At 65.0% G+C, this 19,296-nt stretch carries 22 protein-coding genes; 10 read left to right on the top strand and 12 right to left on the bottom strand.

The genetic code is table 11. The features are described 5' to 3' along the window. The first annotated feature begins 9 nt into the window (after positions 1-9). Positions 10-828, top strand: coding sequence for a serine hydrolase domain-containing protein (locus GD627_RS06290; RefSeq protein ID WP_152271832.1), 819 nt, complete (start codon positions 10-12; stop codon positions 826-828). Here GD627_RS06290 and GD627_RS06285 read toward each other — a convergent pair. From GD627_RS06285 to GD627_RS06270, 4 genes are all read right to left on the bottom strand, one after another. Then, positions 791-2,416 carry an HNH endonuclease gene (locus GD627_RS06285; RefSeq protein ID WP_246165362.1) on the bottom strand — a complete coding sequence of 542 codons (1,626 nt, stop codon included), beginning with the start codon at positions 2,414-2,416 and terminating at the stop codon, positions 791-793. The two genes, GD627_RS06290 and GD627_RS06285, sit on opposite strands and share 38 nt — an antisense overlap. Before the next feature lie 205 nt (positions 2,417-2,621). Further along, positions 2,622-3,248, bottom strand: a complete 627-nt coding sequence (locus GD627_RS06280; RefSeq protein WP_152271830.1) for a hypothetical protein — start codon at positions 3,246-3,248, stop codon at positions 2,622-2,624. Further along, positions 3,248-4,339, bottom strand: coding sequence for a serine hydrolase domain-containing protein (locus tag GD627_RS06275; RefSeq protein ID WP_152271829.1), 1,092 nt, complete (start codon positions 4,337-4,339; stop codon positions 3,248-3,250). Before GD627_RS06275 ends, GD627_RS06280 begins: the two co-directional genes overlap by 1 nt. A 1-nt stretch (position 4,340) precedes the next feature. Next, positions 4,341-4,853 (bottom strand): ArsR/SmtB family transcription factor, encoded by a 513-nt coding sequence (locus GD627_RS06270; protein ID WP_152271828.1) that lies wholly within the window; start codon positions 4,851-4,853, stop codon positions 4,341-4,343. A gap of 122 nt (positions 4,854-4,975) precedes the next feature. Between GD627_RS06270 and GD627_RS06265 the strand changes: the two genes are divergently transcribed. From GD627_RS06265 to GD627_RS06255, 3 genes are read left to right on the top strand one after another with little or no spacing between them, the layout of a single operon-like run. Continuing rightward, on the top strand, positions 4,976-5,446 hold the full coding sequence (locus GD627_RS06265) for a hypothetical protein (RefSeq protein ID WP_152271827.1): 471 nt from the start codon (positions 4,976-4,978) through the stop codon (positions 5,444-5,446). Continuing rightward, complete coding sequence (locus tag GD627_RS06260) at positions 5,446-5,748, top strand: transcriptional regulator (protein ID WP_152271826.1); 303 nt, start codon at positions 5,446-5,448, stop codon at positions 5,746-5,748. Before GD627_RS06265 ends, GD627_RS06260 begins: the two co-directional genes overlap by 1 nt. Further along, complete coding sequence (locus tag GD627_RS06255; protein WP_152271825.1) at positions 5,745-6,152, top strand: VOC family protein; 408 nt, start codon at positions 5,745-5,747, stop codon at positions 6,150-6,152. The genes GD627_RS06260 and GD627_RS06255 overlap by 4 nt, the downstream gene beginning before the upstream one ends. Here the strand turns inward: GD627_RS06255 and mutM are convergent. The 4 genes from mutM to GD627_RS06235 form a co-directional block, all read right to left on the bottom strand. Beyond that, entirely contained in the window at positions 6,133-7,113 is a 981-nt protein-coding gene (mutM, locus tag GD627_RS06250) for a bifunctional DNA-formamidopyrimidine glycosylase/DNA-(apurinic or apyrimidinic site) lyase (RefSeq protein ID WP_152271824.1), read from the bottom strand. The genes GD627_RS06255 and mutM overlap by 20 nt on opposite strands. A gap of 11 nt (positions 7,114-7,124) precedes the next feature. Beyond that, positions 7,125-7,832, bottom strand: coding sequence for a ribonuclease III (gene rnc, locus GD627_RS06245; protein WP_152271823.1), 708 nt, complete (start codon positions 7,830-7,832; stop codon positions 7,125-7,127). Between the two features lie 84 nt (positions 7,833-7,916). Continuing rightward, positions 7,917-8,120 (bottom strand): 50S ribosomal protein L32, encoded by a 204-nt coding sequence (rpmF, locus tag GD627_RS06240; protein ID WP_146364453.1) that lies wholly within the window; start codon positions 8,118-8,120, stop codon positions 7,917-7,919. A gap of 2 nt (positions 8,121-8,122) precedes the next feature. Further along, positions 8,123-8,689 (bottom strand): YceD family protein, encoded by a 567-nt coding sequence (locus GD627_RS06235; RefSeq protein ID WP_146364455.1) that lies wholly within the window; start codon positions 8,687-8,689, stop codon positions 8,123-8,125. A gap of 238 nt (positions 8,690-8,927) precedes the next feature. Here GD627_RS06235 and GD627_RS06230 point away from each other — a divergent pair, with 238 nt between their 5' ends. Further along, positions 8,928-9,509, top strand: coding sequence for a YdcF family protein (locus GD627_RS06230; protein ID WP_194265985.1), 582 nt, complete (start codon positions 8,928-8,930; stop codon positions 9,507-9,509). On the opposite strand, the gene coaD is transcribed toward GD627_RS06230, so the two are convergent. Next, positions 9,506-9,988, bottom strand: a complete 483-nt coding sequence (gene coaD, locus GD627_RS06225) for a pantetheine-phosphate adenylyltransferase (protein ID WP_152271821.1) — start codon at positions 9,986-9,988, stop codon at positions 9,506-9,508. The two genes, GD627_RS06230 and coaD, sit on opposite strands and share 4 nt — an antisense overlap. A 40-nt stretch (positions 9,989-10,028) precedes the next feature. On the opposite strand from coaD, the gene GD627_RS06220 reads away from it, so the two are divergent. Beyond that, positions 10,029-11,273: an aminotransferase class I/II-fold pyridoxal phosphate-dependent enzyme gene (locus tag GD627_RS06220; RefSeq protein WP_152271820.1), complete on the top strand. Its 1,245-nt coding sequence runs from the start codon at positions 10,029-10,031 to the stop codon at positions 11,271-11,273. Next, entirely contained in the window at positions 11,270-12,046 is a 777-nt protein-coding gene (locus tag GD627_RS06215) for a spermidine synthase (protein WP_152271819.1), read from the top strand. Before GD627_RS06220 ends, GD627_RS06215 begins: the two co-directional genes overlap by 4 nt. On the opposite strand, the gene rsmD is transcribed toward GD627_RS06215, so the two are convergent. The 3 genes from rsmD to GD627_RS06200 are packed head-to-tail and all read right to left on the bottom strand — an operon-like array spanning position 12,043 to position 15,886. Further along, complete coding sequence (rsmD, locus tag GD627_RS06210; protein WP_146364465.1) at positions 12,043-12,645, bottom strand: 16S rRNA (guanine(966)-N(2))-methyltransferase RsmD; 603 nt, start codon at positions 12,643-12,645, stop codon at positions 12,043-12,045. The two genes, GD627_RS06215 and rsmD, sit on opposite strands and share 4 nt — an antisense overlap. A 9-nt stretch (positions 12,646-12,654) precedes the next feature. Beyond that, entirely contained in the window at positions 12,655-14,880 is a 2,226-nt protein-coding gene (locus GD627_RS06205) for an ATP-dependent DNA helicase RecG (protein WP_146364467.1), read from the bottom strand. Then, positions 14,870-15,886 carry a DAK2 domain-containing protein gene (locus tag GD627_RS06200; protein ID WP_246165361.1) on the bottom strand — a complete coding sequence of 339 codons (1,017 nt, stop codon included), beginning with the start codon at positions 15,884-15,886 and terminating at the stop codon, positions 14,870-14,872. Before GD627_RS06200 ends, GD627_RS06205 begins: the two co-directional genes overlap by 11 nt. A 575-nt stretch (positions 15,887-16,461) precedes the next feature. Here GD627_RS06200 and wecB point away from each other — a divergent pair. Genes wecB through GD627_RS06185 form a run of 3 tightly spaced genes read left to right on the top strand, consistent with a single transcriptional unit; the run spans position 16,462 to position 19,292 of the window. Beyond that, positions 16,462-17,589, top strand: coding sequence for a non-hydrolyzing UDP-N-acetylglucosamine 2-epimerase (wecB, locus tag GD627_RS06195; RefSeq protein WP_281349978.1), 1,128 nt, complete (start codon positions 16,462-16,464; stop codon positions 17,587-17,589). Between the two features lie 29 nt (positions 17,590-17,618). Continuing rightward, positions 17,619-18,524, top strand: coding sequence for a GT-D fold domain-containing glycosyltransferase (locus tag GD627_RS06190; protein WP_152271817.1), 906 nt, complete (start codon positions 17,619-17,621; stop codon positions 18,522-18,524). Positions 18,525-18,581: 57 nt separating this feature from the next. Continuing rightward, a complete protein-coding gene (locus GD627_RS06185; RefSeq protein WP_152271816.1) occupies positions 18,582-19,292 on the top strand; it encodes an acyltransferase in 711 nt (236 codons plus the stop codon). Positions 19,293-19,296: the final 4 nt, after the last annotated feature.

Here is a 19,296-nt window from a genome sequence, read left to right as displayed (position 1 = left end):
ATGATGCCAGTGAAGAGCCTGCAGAAGATCGAGTCCTGGCCGGTTGGCAATGCTGCCGCCGCGGTCGTGTCCGCCGACGGCGGGGTGCTGGGCACAGCCGGTGACCAGGACCGCCGTTTTCCGCTGGCTTCCGTCACGAAGCTGCTGAGTGCCTACGCCGTGCTGGTGTCCCTGGATGAGGGTGCCCTGGAACTGGATCAGCCTGCGGGACCCGAGGGATCCACCGTCCGGCACCTGCTGGCCCATTCCGGCGGCTACGATTTCGGCGAGCGCACCGTCCGCTATCCCCCCGGTACCCGCCGCCTGTATTCCAACGCGGGCTTCGAGGTTCTGGGGGAAACCCTGGAGGAAGCCACCGGCATGGCCTTCGGTGAATATCTGCGTGAAGGCGTGCTGGTGCCGTTGGGCATGTCCTCGACGGCGCTGGAGGGCTCCCCCGCTGCCGGCGGCGTTTCGACCGCCGGGGACCTGTGCCGGTTTGCCGCCGAACTGCAGGCTCCCACGCTCACGGATCCAGGCCGGCTCACTGAGGCCACGCAGGTGGTCTTCCCCGGTCTCGCCGGAGTGCTTCCCGGTTTCGGCCGGCAGAAGGAGAACGATTGGGGTCTCGGCTTCGAGATCCGTGCCCATAAGTCTCCGCATTGGACCGGCGCCCATAGCTCTCCGGCCACGTTCGGCCATTTCGGTCAGTCCGGCACCTTCCTCTGGGTGGATCCGGAAGCCCGTGCTGCTGCCGTCTGCCTCACCGACCGCGATTTCGGCCCTTGGGCTGCGGACGTCTGGCCTCCCTTCACCGACGGGATTCTGGCCGAGCTGGCCGCACGGTAGGGTCCCGCTTCGGCACGGCTGCCGGAATACTCCCTGCGCCACGGCGCCCATCACGCGGGTCCATCACGCCGCCCGGATCAGGTCCACTATGCAGCCTTCCAGGAACGCAGGCGGAGACTCTGGGCGTTTGACCGGCCGTGTTCCTGCGCACGATTGATCTTCCGGTTCCGGTACCCGCCCCATCTCCAACTCCGGTTCCAGTTCCGGTTCCCGCCCCATCCCGGGCTGCTGCTACGGCTCTGGCCCCAGGCAGCGGCGGCGCAGTAGACCGATAGGTGTGCCCCGTCGGGGTGGTGGTCTCGACGATATGCAGTCCGGGTTGCCTGGAAGAGCCGACCGTTCGCGCCTTCCAATCAGGTGCTTCCTTCGCCTGGTTGCACGCCTCGCAGAGTCCCTGCCCATTTACCAAGCTGGTGGGACCGCCGTCCTGATGCGGGCGAATATGGTCAAGATGCCGGATCGGTGCCCCGCACCACGGCATTCGGCAGGTCTGGTCCCGTGCCGCGATAAACCGTCCGAGTGAGGGCGGGAACAACCGCGACCGGGAATCCATGGCCACTAGCTGACCGGTGTCCGGTTCGGCGTAGAGCCGGCGGATCCAGCGTTCGTCCTGTCTGTTCCGCTTGGTTTTCCGTCCGGACTCTGCGTGCCGCCCAGTATTCGAGGCTCCCTGTTCCCGGCGCCGCCCCCTGACCAGATCCCTCGCCCACTGTGCCGGGACAGGACCGTACCCGGGGACCAGGGCGGGTTCTGAGTCCCCGCCCAGCAGGGTCCGGTCCGACATCACCAGCTGCACCTCCACCTTCATCCCACCAGCCTCGGACTGCCCCGTCACGCGTTCGACGAGGGTGTCCGCCATAATCTGTCCCCGGCCCCGTCCATCCCCGGACGCACGCAGCCGGTCCGCTTCACGTGACAACGCCGCATAGACGCCCACCCCTTGGGCTACGGGCAGCAGTCCGGTCAGATAGGTCATGGTGTCCGGCGCGGGCCGGCAGGAGACAAAACGCTCCGATTCGGCCTTGGCTGCACGCTTGACCGCGGCCTGCGGATCGAGCCGGTAGGCGGCGGCTCTAGCTCGGGCGATGACCTGTCGGTCTCCCAGGCTTTCCAGGACGTCGGGATCTCCGGCGACTTCTTCATCCACCCGCCGCCGGTCCTCCAGGCTCAGACAGGCGGTCTCGCGAACCAGCAGCGTTGCCCGCCACTCGCTGATCCTCCCCAAGGTCAGGGCCTGCAGAGTGCACGGCATCTCGGAGGTCAGCACCTTCGCGAAGCCCAGCAGCCGCCCGCCGCGATTAGATGATTCCCTCCGTGCCAAGGCAATCTGGGAGGCAACACCGCGGCCCAGTTCCTCGCGAAGCACTCCGGCCTCGGCCTGCTTCCGGCGTTGCGAAGCATCAAAGACGGCAGTTGCTCGAGCCTGTGCCGCAGCAGCTGCGGCCTTGAGTTCCTCCAGGGCTCGGATGTGGTCAATGAGGCCGCCGTCCTGCTCCCCCGCCTGCTCTCCATCACCGCCGGGAAGACCCTCCGCGTCCTCTGCGAGTTCCTCAACCCACGCATTCACCAGCGCGGTGCCGGCAGTCAATCTGCCGGTCCGCTGATGACTTCCAGACGGAGAATATTCGAACATGTATTCGAGTCTATCGGGGCCGCGGACTCCGCTCCAGGGAAAAAATACCTGTTCCACTACCCGTTTTTGCGGCTCCTTTCTCCGTCCTCTTGTCTCTGCTCCCGTGGGATGAGTTGGCCACCTAGGGGGCATGAACCCTCCCCACCTAGCTCCCATGCCCCTACCCACCTAGAAAGGAAAATACGACGACGGCGGCCAGCAGTGCTACCTGACCAGCCAGGGCGAGATTTCCCGGCTCCTTCTTCAATTTCTTCCCTGCCTTGGACTTTCGACGCGGCTTACCAGGAATAGGCACAACTCGCGCTTCCCGCGCCGCAAGGGACGGCCGCCGGGTTTGCTCCGCCGCCGGTGGCTCCGTCGCCGTCGCTACGTTCGCCGTCGCCACGTTCGCCGGCGCTCTCGCCGTCGCCACGTTCGCCGGCGCTGCCGTCGCCACCTCCGCCGCCACTTCCGCCGGCTCAGCAACCTCGGTCTCTGCAGCTTCCCCCGCCGCACGCGCCGGCTTCGACGTCCGCCGCGGCAGGTCCGGCCAGCGCAGAACTGCTCCGGCAACAGCCGCCGCCAAGGCGACGACGGCCACCACCCAAAGGACCACCGATCCGGAACTCCACGGGGAGATCAGACGCAGAATTCCCGCAATCGAAGCCGTTTCCAACAAACCCGCCAGCAGGGACCTCCGGCTCGGACCGGAGAGCGTCCCTGCCTGCTTCCAGACAGGAACCGCCACCGACAAAGAGAGCACGACCAGCCAGACGGCGAGCGCCCAGGACACCAGGTTCAGCGCCATCAGAGGCCTTCCTTCAGCAGGGCCAAGGCGGCCTCTTCCTGCCCGGCAGCCACGTTGGAGAGGATCAGCACCGCTGTGCCCGCCTCACGGTCCATTGCCACCATGGCGGCAAAGCCTCCGGTTTGGCCGTTGTGCCACGTCGCAGCCCGACCGCTGGCTGAGGAGACCTGCGTAAACCACCCCAGACCCACCTGCTCGCCGCCGCCGCCCTCACCCGTGTCCCAGCGCGGCTCCAGGGCCGCGGAACCCGGTGCCGTCTCCGCCAGCAACGCCTGGAGGTAAACCGACATATCCGCCGCGGTAGACCGGATCCCACCCATCGGCGCCCCGCCACCGGCGGTCCAGGCAGCGTGCCGCAGTCCGCTTGCAGCCCGCCCGGTCGGAGCATCGGGTCGCAGGTTCCCTGCGGTGACCGGCACATACGTGTCCTTCATTCCCAGGGGTTCCAGGATCCGCTCCTGCAGCAGATCGGCGTAGTCCATCCCGGCTTCCTTGGCGAGCAGCTGCCCCAGGAAGGCATAACCGAGGTTGGAGTACGCCACGGTGCCCCGCCCTCCCAATGACGCGGACTGTGCATGTTCGATCACCTCGGCGGGCGGGGCAGTGTAGGGGTCGCGGCGGAGAGCGGAATTCAGAAACGACGAAACCAACGCACCGGGATCGGTGGCAAGCCGGGGCAGTCCCGACCGGTGGCTGGCCAGCTCCGCCAAGGTGACGGTGCCGATTTCGGCCTCCGGGTCCTTCAGGTCCGGCCCGAGGATCTCGGCAACGGTGGTCTCCAGAGTCACCTCGCCGCGCTCGACGGCGTCCGCCAGCAGGGCTGCCGTGAACGTTTTGGACACCGACCCGATCTCGAACTCAGTCCGTTCATCGGCACCGAAACCGGCGATCCGCACGGTGCCGTCTTCCAGGTAGGCCACGCTGACCTTGTCGGCCGGTTTCTGCAGCAGGGGCCTAACAGTTTCCGCCAGTGCCGCATCACCGGAAACCTGCGTCGACAGGCGCGGCGCCCATGGTGCGGCCAGCAGCCCGCAGGCCAGCACCGCGGAGGCGGAAAGGGCGGCGACGGTAATACGTCTGCGCTTGTTCATATCAGTTACCTCCGGAGGCAGCGGTCAGAATGGCGAGCAGCGGAATGACGCGGGCGGGCGGAATCCGGTAGCGGGACCGGGCATGCGGCGCGAGCCAGCCCGCAGCCGTCAACTGGTGAACGTGGTGGTAGATCTGCCCGGACGTTCCGGACCCCAGTTCCTCCACCAGCCCGGCCACGGTCTCGGTTCCGCCGAGCACCGCACGCAGCACAGCCAGGCGGACGGGATGGCCCAGAGAGGCAAGGGAGTCAGCGAACTGCGTCCAGTCGACGTCGAGCAGATGCTCGGTCTCCAGCCCGTACTGGTACTCGTAGTGGGCGCCGGCGGCCGTTGTGGCGGTGCCGGTGAACAGCACCGCACCCGGCTCGGGGTGGCGCTTCCTCACCCCTTCAAGGGCCCAGAACACGTCCGCATCATCAGCGGACGACGCCGGACCCGCGGCTTCCGCGCGCTGTTCCAGCGCTGCGATACGTGCCTCCAGGGCCTGAAGCCGGGCGTCGTCGTCAATGGGCATGGCTACAGAATTACGTAATTCCAGAATAAATACAAGACTTACGTAATTACTCTTTTGCCGACCCGTGACTTTCCGCAACGGAAACCCTTCCCTTTCCGTTGCGGAAAGTCTAGGCTGCCGGCATGACGCAAAATCATGCCGCCCGTCCCTCCGCCGAAGAAGCACGCCAGGCACTGAAATCCGTCTCCCAGTCAAAGGAGGCTCTGGCTCCGCACGTCAGGTCGCCCGCATGGCTCTATCCCGTCCAGGGCATAGGCATGGGGGTGTTCGTCATCGGCCTGGTCTTCTCCAAGGACGCCGGATGGGCGTCCGCCCTCATTGCGGTATCGGCAGTGATCTTTTGCGTCCTGCCGATTCTCCAGTCGCGCAGCCGCCTGGTCATTGATGTCTACACCCATCCCGGCAGCCGCGGACTGGCCTGGACGTATGTCGCCGCGTTCGCGCTCATCGCCGTTGCGGCCGTCGTGCTGTACTTGACCTTCAAGCTGGCATGGATAGGTTACGGCGCTGCCGTGTTTGTCCTGATGCTCACGCTGGTGATGGGACCGGCCATGGATGCCCGGCTGGCACGCGCGCTGCGGAACGCCGCCTGATGGGCGAGGGATTCAGTGAGGTCATCCACGTACCCACCCGGCTGCGGATCTGTTCGATCCTTGCCGAAGTGGGCGAAGCCGAATTCGGCGTGCTCCGGGACGCGCTGGACCTGAGCGACTCGGTACTAAGCAAACACGTCAAGGTGCTCGAACAGGCCGGGTTTGTCACCGTGCGCAAAGGTTCCGTGAACGGCCGCACCCGTACCTGGGTGGCCCTGAACAAGATCGGGCAGAAGGCATTCAAGGCCCACATCGAGGAGCTCCGCAAGCTCGCTGCCGCCGGAGACCTGCTCGAGCCATGAAAATCTACAATCCGCAGGTCATCCTGTTCGTCGCCGACGTCTCGCGGGCGGCTCGCTTCTACGCGGCCCTCGGCTTCACTGAAGAATTCCGCGCAACCGGAGCGGGGGCGGCACCGGTCAAAATCGAACTGTCATTGGACGGCTTCGAACTCGGGCTCGCGCTGCCTGGACCGGCGGCGGAAGCCCACGGGCTCACCCCGGTCACAGCCGGACACCGCGCGTGCCTCACGCTCTGGACGGACGACGTCGCAGCCGCCTACGCCGCAGCGCTCGACGCCGGAGCAAGAGACCTTCAAGGACCGCACCCGTTCCTGGACGGAAGACTGCGGGTTGCCTTCGTCGAGGACTTCGACGGGCATCCGATCCAGCTCGTGGAACGGGAACCTACCAGCGGCCGTTCCTAGGCCGCGGCTGGCAGACCGGACAGCTGTACGAGGACCGGTTCATAAACGAATCGCGCCGGATCAGGGTGTGCAGTCCCAACTCCTCGCAGCGCGGACACGGCAGGCCCTCGCGTCCGTACGCGTTCAGGGACCGGGAGAAGTACCCGGAGGCGCCGTTGACGTTGACGTACAGCGAATCGAAGCTGGTGCCGCCCGCAGCGAGGGCGCGGGTCATGACCTCCCGGGCAGCCTCCACCAGCCGCAGCGCGTCGGCCCGGCGCATGGTGTCCGTGGGACGGGCAAAGTGCATGCGTGCCGCCCACAGGGACTCGTCGGCGTAAATGTTTCCGACCCCGGAAATCAGGCCCTGGTCCAGCAGCGCCCGTTTGATTCCGGTGCGCCGCAGCCGCAGCCGCCGGTAGAACTCGTCGAAGGAGAAGGCGGGATCCAGGGGGTCCCGGGCAATGTGGGCGGCCTCGGCAGCCACCAGCGGCAGGCCGGTTTCGGACAGCCCGCCGGGGGCGCCGTCCGGCGTTGGAACCAGGTCGGTGAGGAACATGCCGCCGAAAATCCGCTGGTCCACAAAGCGCAGTTCATCCGGCATCTCGGTGCCGGAGGAGTCCCGGGCTGGGCTGAGCGTGAACCGGACCTTGAGGTGCTTTTCGTCCGGCAACGCGGAGTCCTCCATCAGGAGCTGGCCGCTCATGCCCAGGTGGGCCATCAGCGCGAAGGAGGGCACGACGTCGTCGGCCGCCCCGGAGTGCGCAGGAGCGGATTCGAGCAGCGGCAGCCAGAGGAACTTGCCGCGGCGCACGACGTCGGCCACCACCGCGCCTTCAAGGTTGCCGATGAGATCGGCCGGCCCGGGTGCGTGGCGCCGCACCGAGCGCGGATCCAGCACCTCAGCGCCGGTGATGGTCCGTCCGCGGACCCAGGAGGCCAGGCCGCGGCGGACCACCTCCACCTCGGGAAGCTCAGGCATGGCAGGAGCCCCTAGGAACCGGCAGCCGGGGAGCCGGATTTCTTAGCGTTGATCATCTTCCAGGTGGCAGCGGCGGCTTCCTGCTCGGCTTCCTTCTTGGAATGGCCGGTGCCGGTGCCGAAGGGCTTGTCTCCGATGTGGAGGACGGCCACGAAGCTGCGGGAGTGGTCGGGACCGGACCCGGAGACCCGGTATTCGATGTCGCCCATTTTCCGGCCGGCAGCGATCTCCTGGATGCTCGTCTTCCAGTCCGTTCCGGCGCCGAGGGCTTCGGCGTTGGACAGCAGCGGCCCCACGAGGCGCATGACCATGCTCCGGGCGGTTTCGATGCCGTGGTCCAGATAGACGGCGCCGATGATCGCTTCGGTGGTGTCGGCCAGGATGGAGGACTTGTCCCGCCCGTTGGTGAGCTTCTCACCCTGGCCCAGCAGGATGTACTCCCCCAGGCCCAGGTCCCGGGCAATGCCGGCGAGGGCACGGGTACTGACGACGGCGGAGCGGCGCTTGGCCAGCTCACCCTCGGAAAGGTCAGGATTATCCCGGTAAAGCGCATCCGTTACCGAGAACCCCAGAATGGAGTCGCCCAGGAATTCCAGGCGCTCGTTCGTGGGGATGCCGCCCTGCTCGTAGGCGTAGGAGCGGTGCGTGAGTGCAAGACGAAGCGTCCCGGCGTCGATATCGACACCGAGACGCTTCATAAGCTCTTCAGTATTCTTCACTTTTGGATACAACCCGAAAAGCAGTATTCATGGTCCCGTCCGCGGCACCGCCAGGGATGCGCGTAACCGGGCCGAATACTGGTCTTAGACGTCCGCGACCTTGCGGCCCTTGTATTCAAGGAACAGCGCGGTGCCGGCGGAGTCGGTAACGACCTTGGCCTGGTGCGGCAGGCTATAGGTGACGCGGCCGTTCTCCACGGTCTTCACCAGGTTGGGCGCGGTCGCCTTCCACTGGGACCGGCGTGCACGTGTATTCGCGCGGGACATTTTCCGCTTCGGAACAGCCACGGCTAACTCTCTTCTCTCTCGTCTGACTCTGTACTTGGTGCCGCAGTATCTTCTGCGGCCGTGCCGGTCAGCCCGGCGAGGGCTGCCCAGCGAGGATCCACTGCTTCATGGTGGTGACCCGGATCCTCCTCAAGGCGCGCTCCGCATTCGGAGCAAAGGCCTTCGCAGTCTTCCCGGCACACCGGCTGGAACGGCAGGGTAAGAACCACTGCGTCCCGCAATACCGGTTCAAGATCGATGACATCGCGCTCGATCCGGTGCTGCTCTTCTTCATCTTCTTCTTCGAAGGACTCAGCGTCCTCGTAGTAGAAGAGTTCCTGCACATCGACTTCTTGGTCATACGCGAGTGGCTTCAGGCAGCGGCCGCATTCGCCCTTTATGGGAGCGATCACAACGCCGGATACCAGAATCCCTTCGTGCACGGCCTCCAACCTCAAGTCAACCTCGAGCTCGGATCCTTCCGGAACGCCGATAAGCGCAACACCGAAGTCTTTCGGTGCCGGTACATGTTCATGCAAGGTCCGCATCGTTCCCGGGCTGCGCCCGAGATCCCTGACGTTTATAGCCAGGGGAGTATCCGGATTGGACCGCGAAAATTCGCTAATGAGAACTCCTGTAGAACATAGACCGACATATCATCTTAGCCTGACTTGCCGGAATCTCTCAAACTGCGGCTGCACCGCAGCCGTGAAGCACGTGCGGGCACGTGCTTCAACAACCAGTTTACCCGCCAACGGGCATCCGGCTAATCGGGCACCCGGGCGGTGCCTCCGCAGCAGACGCGGACCCGTCCCCTACTGTGGGAACGTGAGAATCCTCCGCTGGTTCCTGGGGCACCGGCTGCTTCGGCGCAGTACGACGGCGGCCGCGTGCCTTCTTGCGGTCTGGCTGCTGGTCGCGTCGATCCTGTTTGTCTATCCTTCGGCCAGTGCCGCCGAGCCCGCCCGGGCGGACGCCGTCGTTGTCCTGGCCGGGGCCAGCAGCGAACGGTTGCCGGTGGGACGGGACCTGGTGCGGCAGGGCTATGCGCCGGTGCTGGCCCTGTCCGCCACGTACACGCCCGGAAACAAGGACACCGATTCCGTCTGCGCCCGGAACCTCAATCCGCGCATCGTCTGCTTTTCGCCGGATCCGATGACCACCCGGGGCGAGGCACGCGCCGTCGCCCGCCTGGCCCGGGACCGCGGCTGGACGGACATCATTGTGGTGACCTCCCGCTATCACGTCACGCGCGCGGAGCTGAACCTGGAACAGTGCAGCTCGGTGCACATCACCATGGTGGAATCCGCTCCTCAGCTGGGACCCGGGCAGTGGCTGGGCCGCTTCGTCGAAGAGACCGGCGGCGTGGCGGCCGGGCTGATCCGGCCGGCCTGCGCCAACCCGGTCTAGGCCCGCTGCCGGCCTTCCGTCAGGCGCTCCAGCACCGCGGCCGGCACATATCCGGAGATATCCCCGCCCAGGGCTGCGACTTCCTTGATCAGGGAGGAGGAGAGATGGGTGAAGCTGCTCTCCGCTGCCAGGAACACGGTTTCAACGCCGGTGAGCTGGCGGTTCATGACCGCCATCGGCAGTTCGTACTGGTAGTCCTGCACGGACCGCAGGCCCTTCACAATCGCGCCGGCTCCGTGCTCCCGGCAGAACTCGGCCAGGAGGCCCTCCCCCATCGGAACCACGCTCACCCCGGGCAGGGACTCCAGCGTCTTGGCGGCCAGCTCCAGGCGTTCCTCGGTGCTGAAGCGGTACTTCTTCGCATAGTTGGTGGACACCGCCACAATGACCTCGTCGAAGAGGCCCGCCGCTCGGGCGATCACCTCCACGTGGCCGTTGTGGAGGGGATCAAAGGAACCGGGGCATACAGCGCGTCGCATAGGTCGAATCTACCGGCTGCCGGCGGGTAATACTTGTTGCATGAGTATCAGCACAGCCGAGTCCCTGCTCCGCACGTCCCCGGGCCAGTCCCGGGAGCCGTGGCAGCGCACCGCCGCCGGAGCGAACCTGCTGGGTCCGGACGGCAACCTGGGATTGACCATTTTCGAGGAGATCACCGCGCTGGCCGGACGGCACGGTGCCATCAACCTGGGCCAGGGCTTTCCGGATGAAGACGGTCCGGCGGAAATGCTCGACGCCGCACGGGCAGCGATTGCCGCCGGCGCCAACCAGTACGCACCCGGGCAGGGCCTGCCGGTGCTGCGCTCCGCCGTGGCGGCCCACCAGGAGCGGTTCTACGGCCTGCAGGTGGACCCGGACACCGAGGTCATTGCCAGCACCGGCGCCACGGAGGCCATCGCCTCGGCCCTGCTGGCCCTGACCGGCCCCGGCGACGAGGTGCTGACCTTCGAGCCGTTCTATGATTCCTACGGCGCCATCATCGGGCTCAGCGGCGCCACGCACACCACCGTCTCCCTGGATGCACCGCATTTCCTGCCCGCCGACGGCGCCCTCGAGGCGGCGTTCACGGACCGCACCCGGGTGGTCCTGGTCAACAACCCGCACAACCCCACCGGCACCGTCTTCCCGCGGGCCGTACTGCAGCAGATAGTGGACCTGGCGAACAAGCACAACGCCGTGATCGTCACGGACGAGGTCTACGAACACCTGACCTTCGGTCCCGCCCACATCCCCGTCGCCACGCTGCCCGGCGCGGCGGACCGGACCCTGACCATTTCCTCGGCCGGGAAAACCTTCTCGGTCACGGGCTGGAAGGTCGGCTGGCTGACCGGCCCCGCGCCGCTGGTCTCGGCGGTCCGGACCGTCAAAACATTCCTGACCTACACCTCCGGCACCCCGTTCCAGTCCGCCGTCGCCGTCGGCCTGGGCCTTCCGGACCAGTACTTCACCGGGGCAGCGGCCACGCTGCAGGCCAAGCGGGACGTGCTGGGCGCCGGGCTGCAGGCCGCGGGGCTGGGCGTCCTGCCCTCGTCCGGCACCTACTTCGTTACGGCGGACACCGCGCCGCTGGGCATTACCGATGCCACGGCGCTGGCCCGCCGGCTGCCGGAACTGATCGGGGTGGCCGCCATTCCGGTGGCCGTGTTCTGCCACGACGACGGCGCCCGGCGCACCCGTTCGCTGCTGAGGTTCGCGTTCTGCAAGAAATTTGACGTCCTGGAGCAGGCTTCCGAACGCCTGGCCCGGCTGGGCGGTGTGCTGTGACCGCGTCCCGGCTGCTGCGCGGCATCGGCGCCCACGCCACCATCACCGAGGACGGCTTTACCCCCGGAGCCTATGTGCTTAGCATCGGCGGCGCGGAGCAGTCCCACGTGGACATGGCCCGCCCGCAGGAAATCTTCTACGAGTACCTGCGCCGGATCGGCAATGTCCTGGATCTGGCGGCACCGTCCGGGGAACCGCTGCGTGCCCTGCACCTGGGCGCCGGGGCCCTGACCCTCACCCGCTATCTGCAGGCCACCCGCCCCGGCTCCGCGCAGGTGGCGGTGGAACTGGAGCGCGAGCTGCTGGACTTTGTCCTGGCGCACCTTCCCCTGCCGGAGGGGACGGAGCTGGAGACGGTAATCGGCGACGCACGTGAATCACTGGACCGGTTCGCCGGGCAGCAGTTCGACGCCATTGTGCTGGACATCTTCGCCGGCGCCGATGCACCCGGGCACCTGACGACGTCGGACTTCTACACCGAGCTGGCGACGCTGCTCTCCCCCGCCGGCGTGCTGCTGGTCAACGTGGGAGATGACCCGCCGCTGGCCTTCGCACGCCGGCAGGTGCGCGAACTGCAGGCGGCGTTCGGACCGGACGGCGAGGTTGCGGCCCTGGCGCAGCGCGACATGTTCACGGGCCGGTACCCCGGCAACATCGTGCTCGCGGCAACGCTGTTCCCCTGGCCTGCCGAGTGGACGCAGCAGCTGCTGGCCGCCGGACCGCACCCGGCTGCGGTGCTCACCGGGGAGGAGCTGGACGTGTTCGCCGGTTAGGCCTGCGCGGCTTCCACTTCATCCTCGTCACCGGAGGCCGGTTCGGCGAACCACAGGGTGGTCTCGCCGTATTTCTTTTCACTGAAGCGCTCCAGCCCCTCGGGCCAGACCGGTTCGGGGGAACGGGTGGAGCGTTCCAGCACCACTACCGCACCGACGGCGAGGTGCCCTGCCAGCGGCGTGAGCACCGTGGCCAGCTCGGCTTCGGTCAACGCGTAGGGCGGGTCGATGAACACCACGTCCCAGCGCACGTCCGCGGGGACCCGCAGCAGGAACGTTTCTGCCTTCGCCCGGTGCACGTTCACGCAGGAGCGGGCCAGGATCTTGTTGACGAGCTCGGCGTTCTGCCGGCAGGTCGCGGCGGGTTTGTCGGCGAGCTCCACCAGGTCGACGGCGGTTGCTCCGCGGCTGGCGCTTTCCACTCCCAGGGCGCCGGATCCGGCGAACAGATCCAGTACCCGGGCTTCCTGCAGGATGCCGTAGGACTCCAGCCGGGAGAAGAGTGCTTCCTTCACCCGGTCCGTGGTGGGGCGCGTGCCGTCCCCGGGGACGCTGAACAAGGTGCTTCCGCCGGCAGCCCCGGCAATAATACGGCTCATGCCTTCACTTTATCCGCGTTCCAGGAACGCTTCCGCCTCGGGGTCAAGGTAGGTCTCGATGGCTTCATTCAGGGCGGGGTAGTCGCGCAGGTCCGGATCCTCGGCCACCAGGGCGACGGCGTCGGCCCGTGCCTTCTCGATGAGCTTCTCATCCTGGACCGCACGCAGCAGCTTCAGCGTGGACCGGCCGCCGGACTGGCTGGCGCCGAGGATGTCGCCTTCACGGCGCAGTTCCAGGTCCTTGCGGGAGAGTTCGAAGCCGTCGGTGGTCGCGGCTACGGCTTCGAGCCGTTCCCGGCTGGGATGCCCCGGTTCCAGCTGCGTGACCAGCAGGCAGGTGCCGGGCAGCCCGCCGCGGCCCACCCGGCCGCGCAGCTGGTGCAGCTGGGAGATGCCGAACCGGTCCGCATCCATGATGACCATGAGCGAGGCATTAGGGACGTCCACGCCCACTTCGATGACGGTGGTGGACACCAGCACGTCAATGTCACCGCGGTTGAAGGCCGCCATGGTCTCGTGCTTGTCGTTCGGGTCCAGCCGGCCGTGCAGCGGCGCGACCACCTTTCCTTCGAGGGCCGGAACCGTAGTGAGGTATTCGGTGAGCTCCGTGACGGAGGTCAGTTCCTGCCGCTGCGCCCGTTCCCGGCCGGCGGCGGCCTCCTCTCTATCGAACAGGGCCAGGTCGGTGCCCGGTTCAGCCTCCTTGGCGCCGATCTTGGGGCAGACCACGTAGACCTGGCGGCCGGCGTCGATCTCTTCCCGGGCGCGGGCCCAGATGCGCGGTTCCCACTGCGGCTTTTCGGCCAGCGGCGAGACGAAGGTGGAGATGGGGGCCCGTCCGGCCGGCAGCTCGGTGAGGGTGGAGACTTCCAGGTCGCCGAACACGGTCATGGCCACGGTGCGGGGAATGGGGGTGGCCGTCATCACGAGCAGGTGCGGGGTGCTGTGGCCCTTGGTGCGCAGCACGTCCCGCTGCTCGACGCCGAACCGGTGCTGTTCGTCCACCACCACCAGACCCAGATCCGCGAAGGAGACGTTTTCGGAGAGCAGGGCGTGGGTGCCGATGACGATGCCGGCGGCTCCGCTGGCTGCATCCAGCAGTGCGGCGCGGCGGCCGGCGGTGTTCAAGGATCCGGTCAGCAGGGCCACACGGGTACCGTCGGGGTCACCGTCCAGCTGTCCGCCGCGGCCCAGCGGGCCGAGCATGGCCGTGATGGACTCATAATGCTGGGACGCCAGGACCTCGGTGGGTGCCAGCAGAGCGGCCTGTCCCCCGGCGTCGATCACCTGCAGCATGGCACGCAGGGCCACCAGGGTCTTGCCCGAACCCACCTCGCCCTGCAGCAGCCGGTTCATCGGATGGTCTCCGGCCAGTTCGGCCGAAAGGTCCCGGCCGATCTCCGTCTGGCCGTTGGTCAGGGTGAAGGGCAGGGAAGCGTCGAAGCGGTCCAGCAGGCCGCCGGCGACGCCGGGGCGGGCGGTGGCTTCCTCTTCCGCGGTGAAGGCGCGGCGCCGGGCCAGTGCCGTCTGCAAAACCAGCGCTTCCTGGTAGCGGAACCGGTGGCGGGCGGCGTAGGCCTCCTCCATGGTGGCGGGGCGGTGGATCCGCTGGTAGGCCTCGACGATGTCGGGGAAGCGTTCCCGGCGGCGGATCGGTTCCGGGATCGGATCCCGCAGCCGCGCTGCCTGAATAACATCCAGCAGCATCCCAACGGACTTGGCGATGGTGGGGCTGGCCACTTTGGCGGAGGCGCGGTAGACGGGGATAGGCCGCTTGGCCTCCTCTTCATCCACGGCGTCATCATCCAGCAGCGCGTAACTGGGATTGGTCAGCTGCAGCTGCCCCTTGTAGGCACCCACTTTGCCGGAGAACATGGCCCGGGTGCCGACGGTGAGTTCCTTGAACGCATTGAATCCGTTGAAGAATGTCAGGTGCAGCTGGCCGAGGCTGCCGTCGGTGTCATCCGTGACCACCACTTCAACGAGCGAGCCCTTGCGGGCCCGCATCTGCCGCCGGTTGTTGCTCTGCACCCGGGCGATCAGGGTGACGTCCTCGTCGAACGGTATGTCGGCGATGGGGGTCAGCTCGCCGCGTTCCAGATAACGGCGGGGAAAGTGGTGGAGCAGGTCACCCACGGTTTTCAGTCCGAGGTACTTCTCCATCGCCTTGGCGGTGGACTTGCCGATGCGGCGGTCGAGCGGGTAGTCCAGTTCTTCGGGAAGCCTAGAGTCCATGGGCCTCGGGGATTTCCCCGCCTTCGGGAATTTCCTTGGTTTCGTGTCCATCCGCGGACAGCTCGGTGATGGTGAGGTTCATGGGGTCGCCCAGGCTGCGCAGCAGATCGATAGCGGTGCCGGCGTCGGGCGTGTGGACGTGGATCCGCCAGCGGTAGCCGTCACCGACCGGGCTGACGGCGCTCATGATCACGGAGTCGCCCAGCTCATCCAGCTGCAGCCGCAGGGTGGCGGCATCCAGGGGGCTCAGGGTGATGGTGCACATCACCTCCACGCCTTCCATACGGGGCATGTGCGCATGGATGTGCGGTGCCTGGACGTCGTAACCGTGCAGTCCGTCCAGCAGTTCCTCCTGCAGCTCCTCCCCCAGGGCCGCGGCGCGCAGGGCGTCCAGCACCAGCAGGAAGCCGACGCCGCCGGCGTCGACCACATGGGCCTGGGTCAGGGCAGCCAGCTGGTTTTCGGTCCGGATGACGGCGGCCAGGGCTGCGTCCATCACCGCCCGCAGGGTGACGGCAAGGCCCGCGTTGCTGTCATCGCCGGTCACTGCGGCTTCGCTGTCCGAAGCGGCATGGGCTGCCGCTTCCAGGACTGAAAGCATGGTGCCCGGAACGGGATCGCTAAGCACGGACCAGGAGCGCAGCTGGGCGCGCTGGAGGGCTGCCCCGAGCAGCGGCGCGGACAGCCGGGTTGCGCCGGCCAGGGGTTCTGCCATGGAGGTCAGGAAGACGGAGAAGAGGGTTCCGGAGTTCCCGCGGGCCGATTCCATGGCGGCGCGGCCGGCAATGCCCAGCAGTTCGCCGATGTCAGCGGTGTCCTCTTCCGCTGCGGCCTTCGAGGCGGCGCAAAGGGTCAGGTACAGGTTGGTGCCTGTATCTCCGTCGGCAACCGGGAAAATATTGATGGCATTCAGGCGGTCGCTGTGGTTGCCCAGGGAGATTTCAGCGTTGCTCAACCATCGCTTCAGCGCTTGCGCGTTGGCGGTGATCTTAGTCTGCAAGGTCATCCCGATTCCTGCGTACGTAGGTGTTTTTGCTGCTGGTGCCGTTCACTAGGCCCCCGTCCCATCCGGTCTTCGCCGTCATTGCCGCTAACCGTCCATGTCATTAGGAAGCCTACCGCAGGGCACTGACAGAAGCAGATAACAATTCGTTGCCGGTTTACGGATACCGTGACCGGGCGCCGGTGTGGAAAGGTTGCGTCATGCCCAATTCCCGCTATCCGGATATTGCCGCTGCCCGGCACCTGAACCCGGCAGCCGGCCCAACGAAGGCTCCCGCGCCGGCGGCAGATGGCCATGCTGCGGGCCGGACAGAACCTTCGCTACGGGTGCATTCGGATGGCCGAGGGAGGCCAGTGGGGGTCAAGGGCGTCCGGAGCGCGGAATACCGCCGGCAGCGGCGGGTCGCCCTCTCTTTGGTGGCCTTTACCTGCCTGGTTGTACCTAGTTTGGTGACGCTGCTGGTCCTGTTCGGTTGACAAACAATATTGTTCACACACAAAAATTTGACGTTTTGGCATAGGGTAGGTGAATTCACGGCATCTTTACAGTCTTACTAGGGGTTTCTTTTGCCAGTCATTATGCCTATCTACGGGACCCGTCCCGAGGCCATCAAGATGGCACCGATTATCGCTGAGCTGCAGCGGACCCCCGGTCTGGAGTGCTTTGTCACGGTGACGGGGCAGCACCGCACAATGCTGGACCAGGTAAACCAGCTATTCGGTATCACACCGGACCATGACCTGAATATCTTCGAACCCGGCCAGTCACTCAATGAGATCCTCATCCGGACCATCAGCGGGCTGGATAAACTTTTTGCCGTGAACCGGCCGGACGTTGTAGTGGTTCAGGGCGACACCACCACCTCCACTGCCGCCGCACTTGCGGCCTTCAATTGCGGAATCCCCGTGGTCCATGTGGAAGCAGGGCTACGCAGCGGCAACCCGCTGTCCCCCTTCCCGGAAGAGGGCAACCGCAAAATCACCTCCCAGATCGCCAGCCTGCATCTGGCGCCGACGGAAACGAGCCGCGCCAACCTGCTGGCCGAGAACATTAAAGCCGAGAACATTGTCGTCACCGGAAATACCGTCATTGACGCTCTGCTGACCACCGTGCAGAAACAACTCCCCTTTGTGGATCCCCAGTTGGAGGCCTTGGCATCTTCAGGCCGAAGGATCCTGCTGGTGACCACCCACCGGCGTGAAAATCAAGGCGAGGCGATGCAGGGCATTGGCCGGGCCCTGGCCCGCATTGCCGCGGCCGAACCGGATCTGACCATCGTCCTGCCGATCCATCGAAACCCCGCCGTGCGCGAGGCTGTTCTCCCCTATCTGGGTTCTGCCGGGAACATCCTGGTGACCGAACCCCTCGAATACGGGGAGTTCACCCGGTTGCTGTCCCTGGCGCACGTCATCCTGACGGATTCCGGTGGAGTCCAGGAGGAGGCGCCGAGCCTGGGGAAGCCGGTGTTGGTGATGCGGGAAAACACGGAACGTCCCGAGGCCGTCGAGGCCGGCGTGGTGAAACTCATCGGGACGGACGAGGACCGGATTGTGTTCGAAGTCGACCGCCTGCTGCACGACGAAACACACTTCAAATCACTGGCTGAAGCAATCACCCCGTACGGGGACGGCACCGCCGCACAACGAAGCGTAAGTGCACTCAAGATGATCATGATCAAATTAGAGCGCCATGGAACATACCTTTAAGCGAATTTACATAGGGAGATAGCTTGTCAATGAATACCAACCCTGACTCAGCATTGCTCGCGAAGCTCGCTGAGCTGATGGTCGAACAAAACATCGAATTGAAGAAACAAACACGTGAATTGACCCAAATTCGCACTCAAAGTGTCGAACAGACGAATATGCTGCACGTCTTGGGACGAATCGCAATGCGAGAGACGCTGATCGAGGTCGATCGGATAATTCAATCCCGACAGATGACTATGATGGAAACGGTCGCCGCAGTTGCAGAAGGCAAGTCCCTCGGTAGATGGGGGGACGGCGAAATCAAGATTATGCTGCAGCCCGAGTTTGACGTTACATTCCAAAAGTACACACCCACACTGGCGGACGACTTACGTAAACTACTTTTGACCTATGACGATAGTTCTTCTTCATTTCTCCAGGCTATGCCCACCGTGTACACCACTCGCCTTTGGATGGGAATTTGGGCGGAGACATGGCATGAGCTGAAACCTCTGCTTGAGTCCTCAAAGGCACAGTGGGGAAATACCCACGTGTCTCGTCCTATCTTTTTCCAGCGCCATGGCCTAGCCGCTGTCGCCGCTTGGCGAAGCGTTTGGCAGGACAAGGATGTATGCATCATCACCGGCCGAGGATCTAGGTTCGATCCGATACCCGAACTATTTGACAACGTGGCCAGTATCGAACGAATCGATTCGGAACCGACAGACGCATATTTCACGCTGGAAGCGTTAAAGGATCGCATCGGAAAACGTTCCGACAACAACCAGGTTTACCTTATTGCCCTAGGTCCCACGGGTACCGTTCTTGCGGGCCACCTTGCCTCCGAGGCCGGGGGTGCGCGACACGCTATCGACATCGGCCACTTGGTCTCGAGCTACAGGAACGTTTTCAAAAACGGTGCTCAGCCGGAACAATTGCCTGTAAGCGTATAAAGGGGAAATTATGACCATGAAACATCTGTGCAGACCCATGGTTCTCGAGGAGGCGACATGACACGCATATCGACGCTTGGCTATTACAGCGATGAGCGTCAGAATCAGATCATATACAATGGTCCGACAATCAGCACTGGCATTAGCATAGAATTCACGGGATCAAACAACCGGCTAATAGTTTCAGATCAAGCCCGATTGGGACGTTTCACAGTTATGTTCGACTGCGATAACGGCATTCTAGAGATCGGGCCCAGCAGGTCCGTAGCACCCTTTACCGCTTTCATACGGGTCGGCCAGGACTCAGAAGTGAAGGTGGGAGCCAACGTATCCACTACTGCCACATGCGTCATTTCCGCTGTAGAGGGAACAACCGTCACCATCGGTAACGACGTAATGATAGCAAGTGAGAACGAGATAAGGGCCGACGACGCGCATCCCATCTTCGATGTCAATACCGGAAAGCGAGTTAACTTGTCCCGTGACATCATCATCGGAAACCATGTATGGCTTGCAAAGCGAGCCGTGGTTCTGGGAGGTTCCAAGATAGGGAGCGGCTCAGTCATAGGCTTTGGCGCAGTTCTAAAAGGAATAGTCCCGAATAACTGCGTAGCAGCTGGCGTGCCGGCAAAAGTTGTACGTCGTGACATTGCGTGGGAGCGCCCTCACCTATCCCGAGCGAAGCCTTTTTACAAGCCAGACGGAGACAGCGTCGCTAAAACGCCCTACTGGCTACCGACTGTTGACGAGGAGAGCATCCACGAATAGCTCC

This window comes from Arthrobacter yangruifuii, from assembly GCF_009192775.1.
Taxonomy (GTDB): Bacteria; Actinomycetota; Actinomycetes; order Actinomycetales; family Micrococcaceae; genus Arthrobacter_B; species Arthrobacter_B yangruifuii.
Note: the sequence above shows the minus strand (reverse complement) of the source record. Positions and strands in the feature narration are given on the sequence as shown.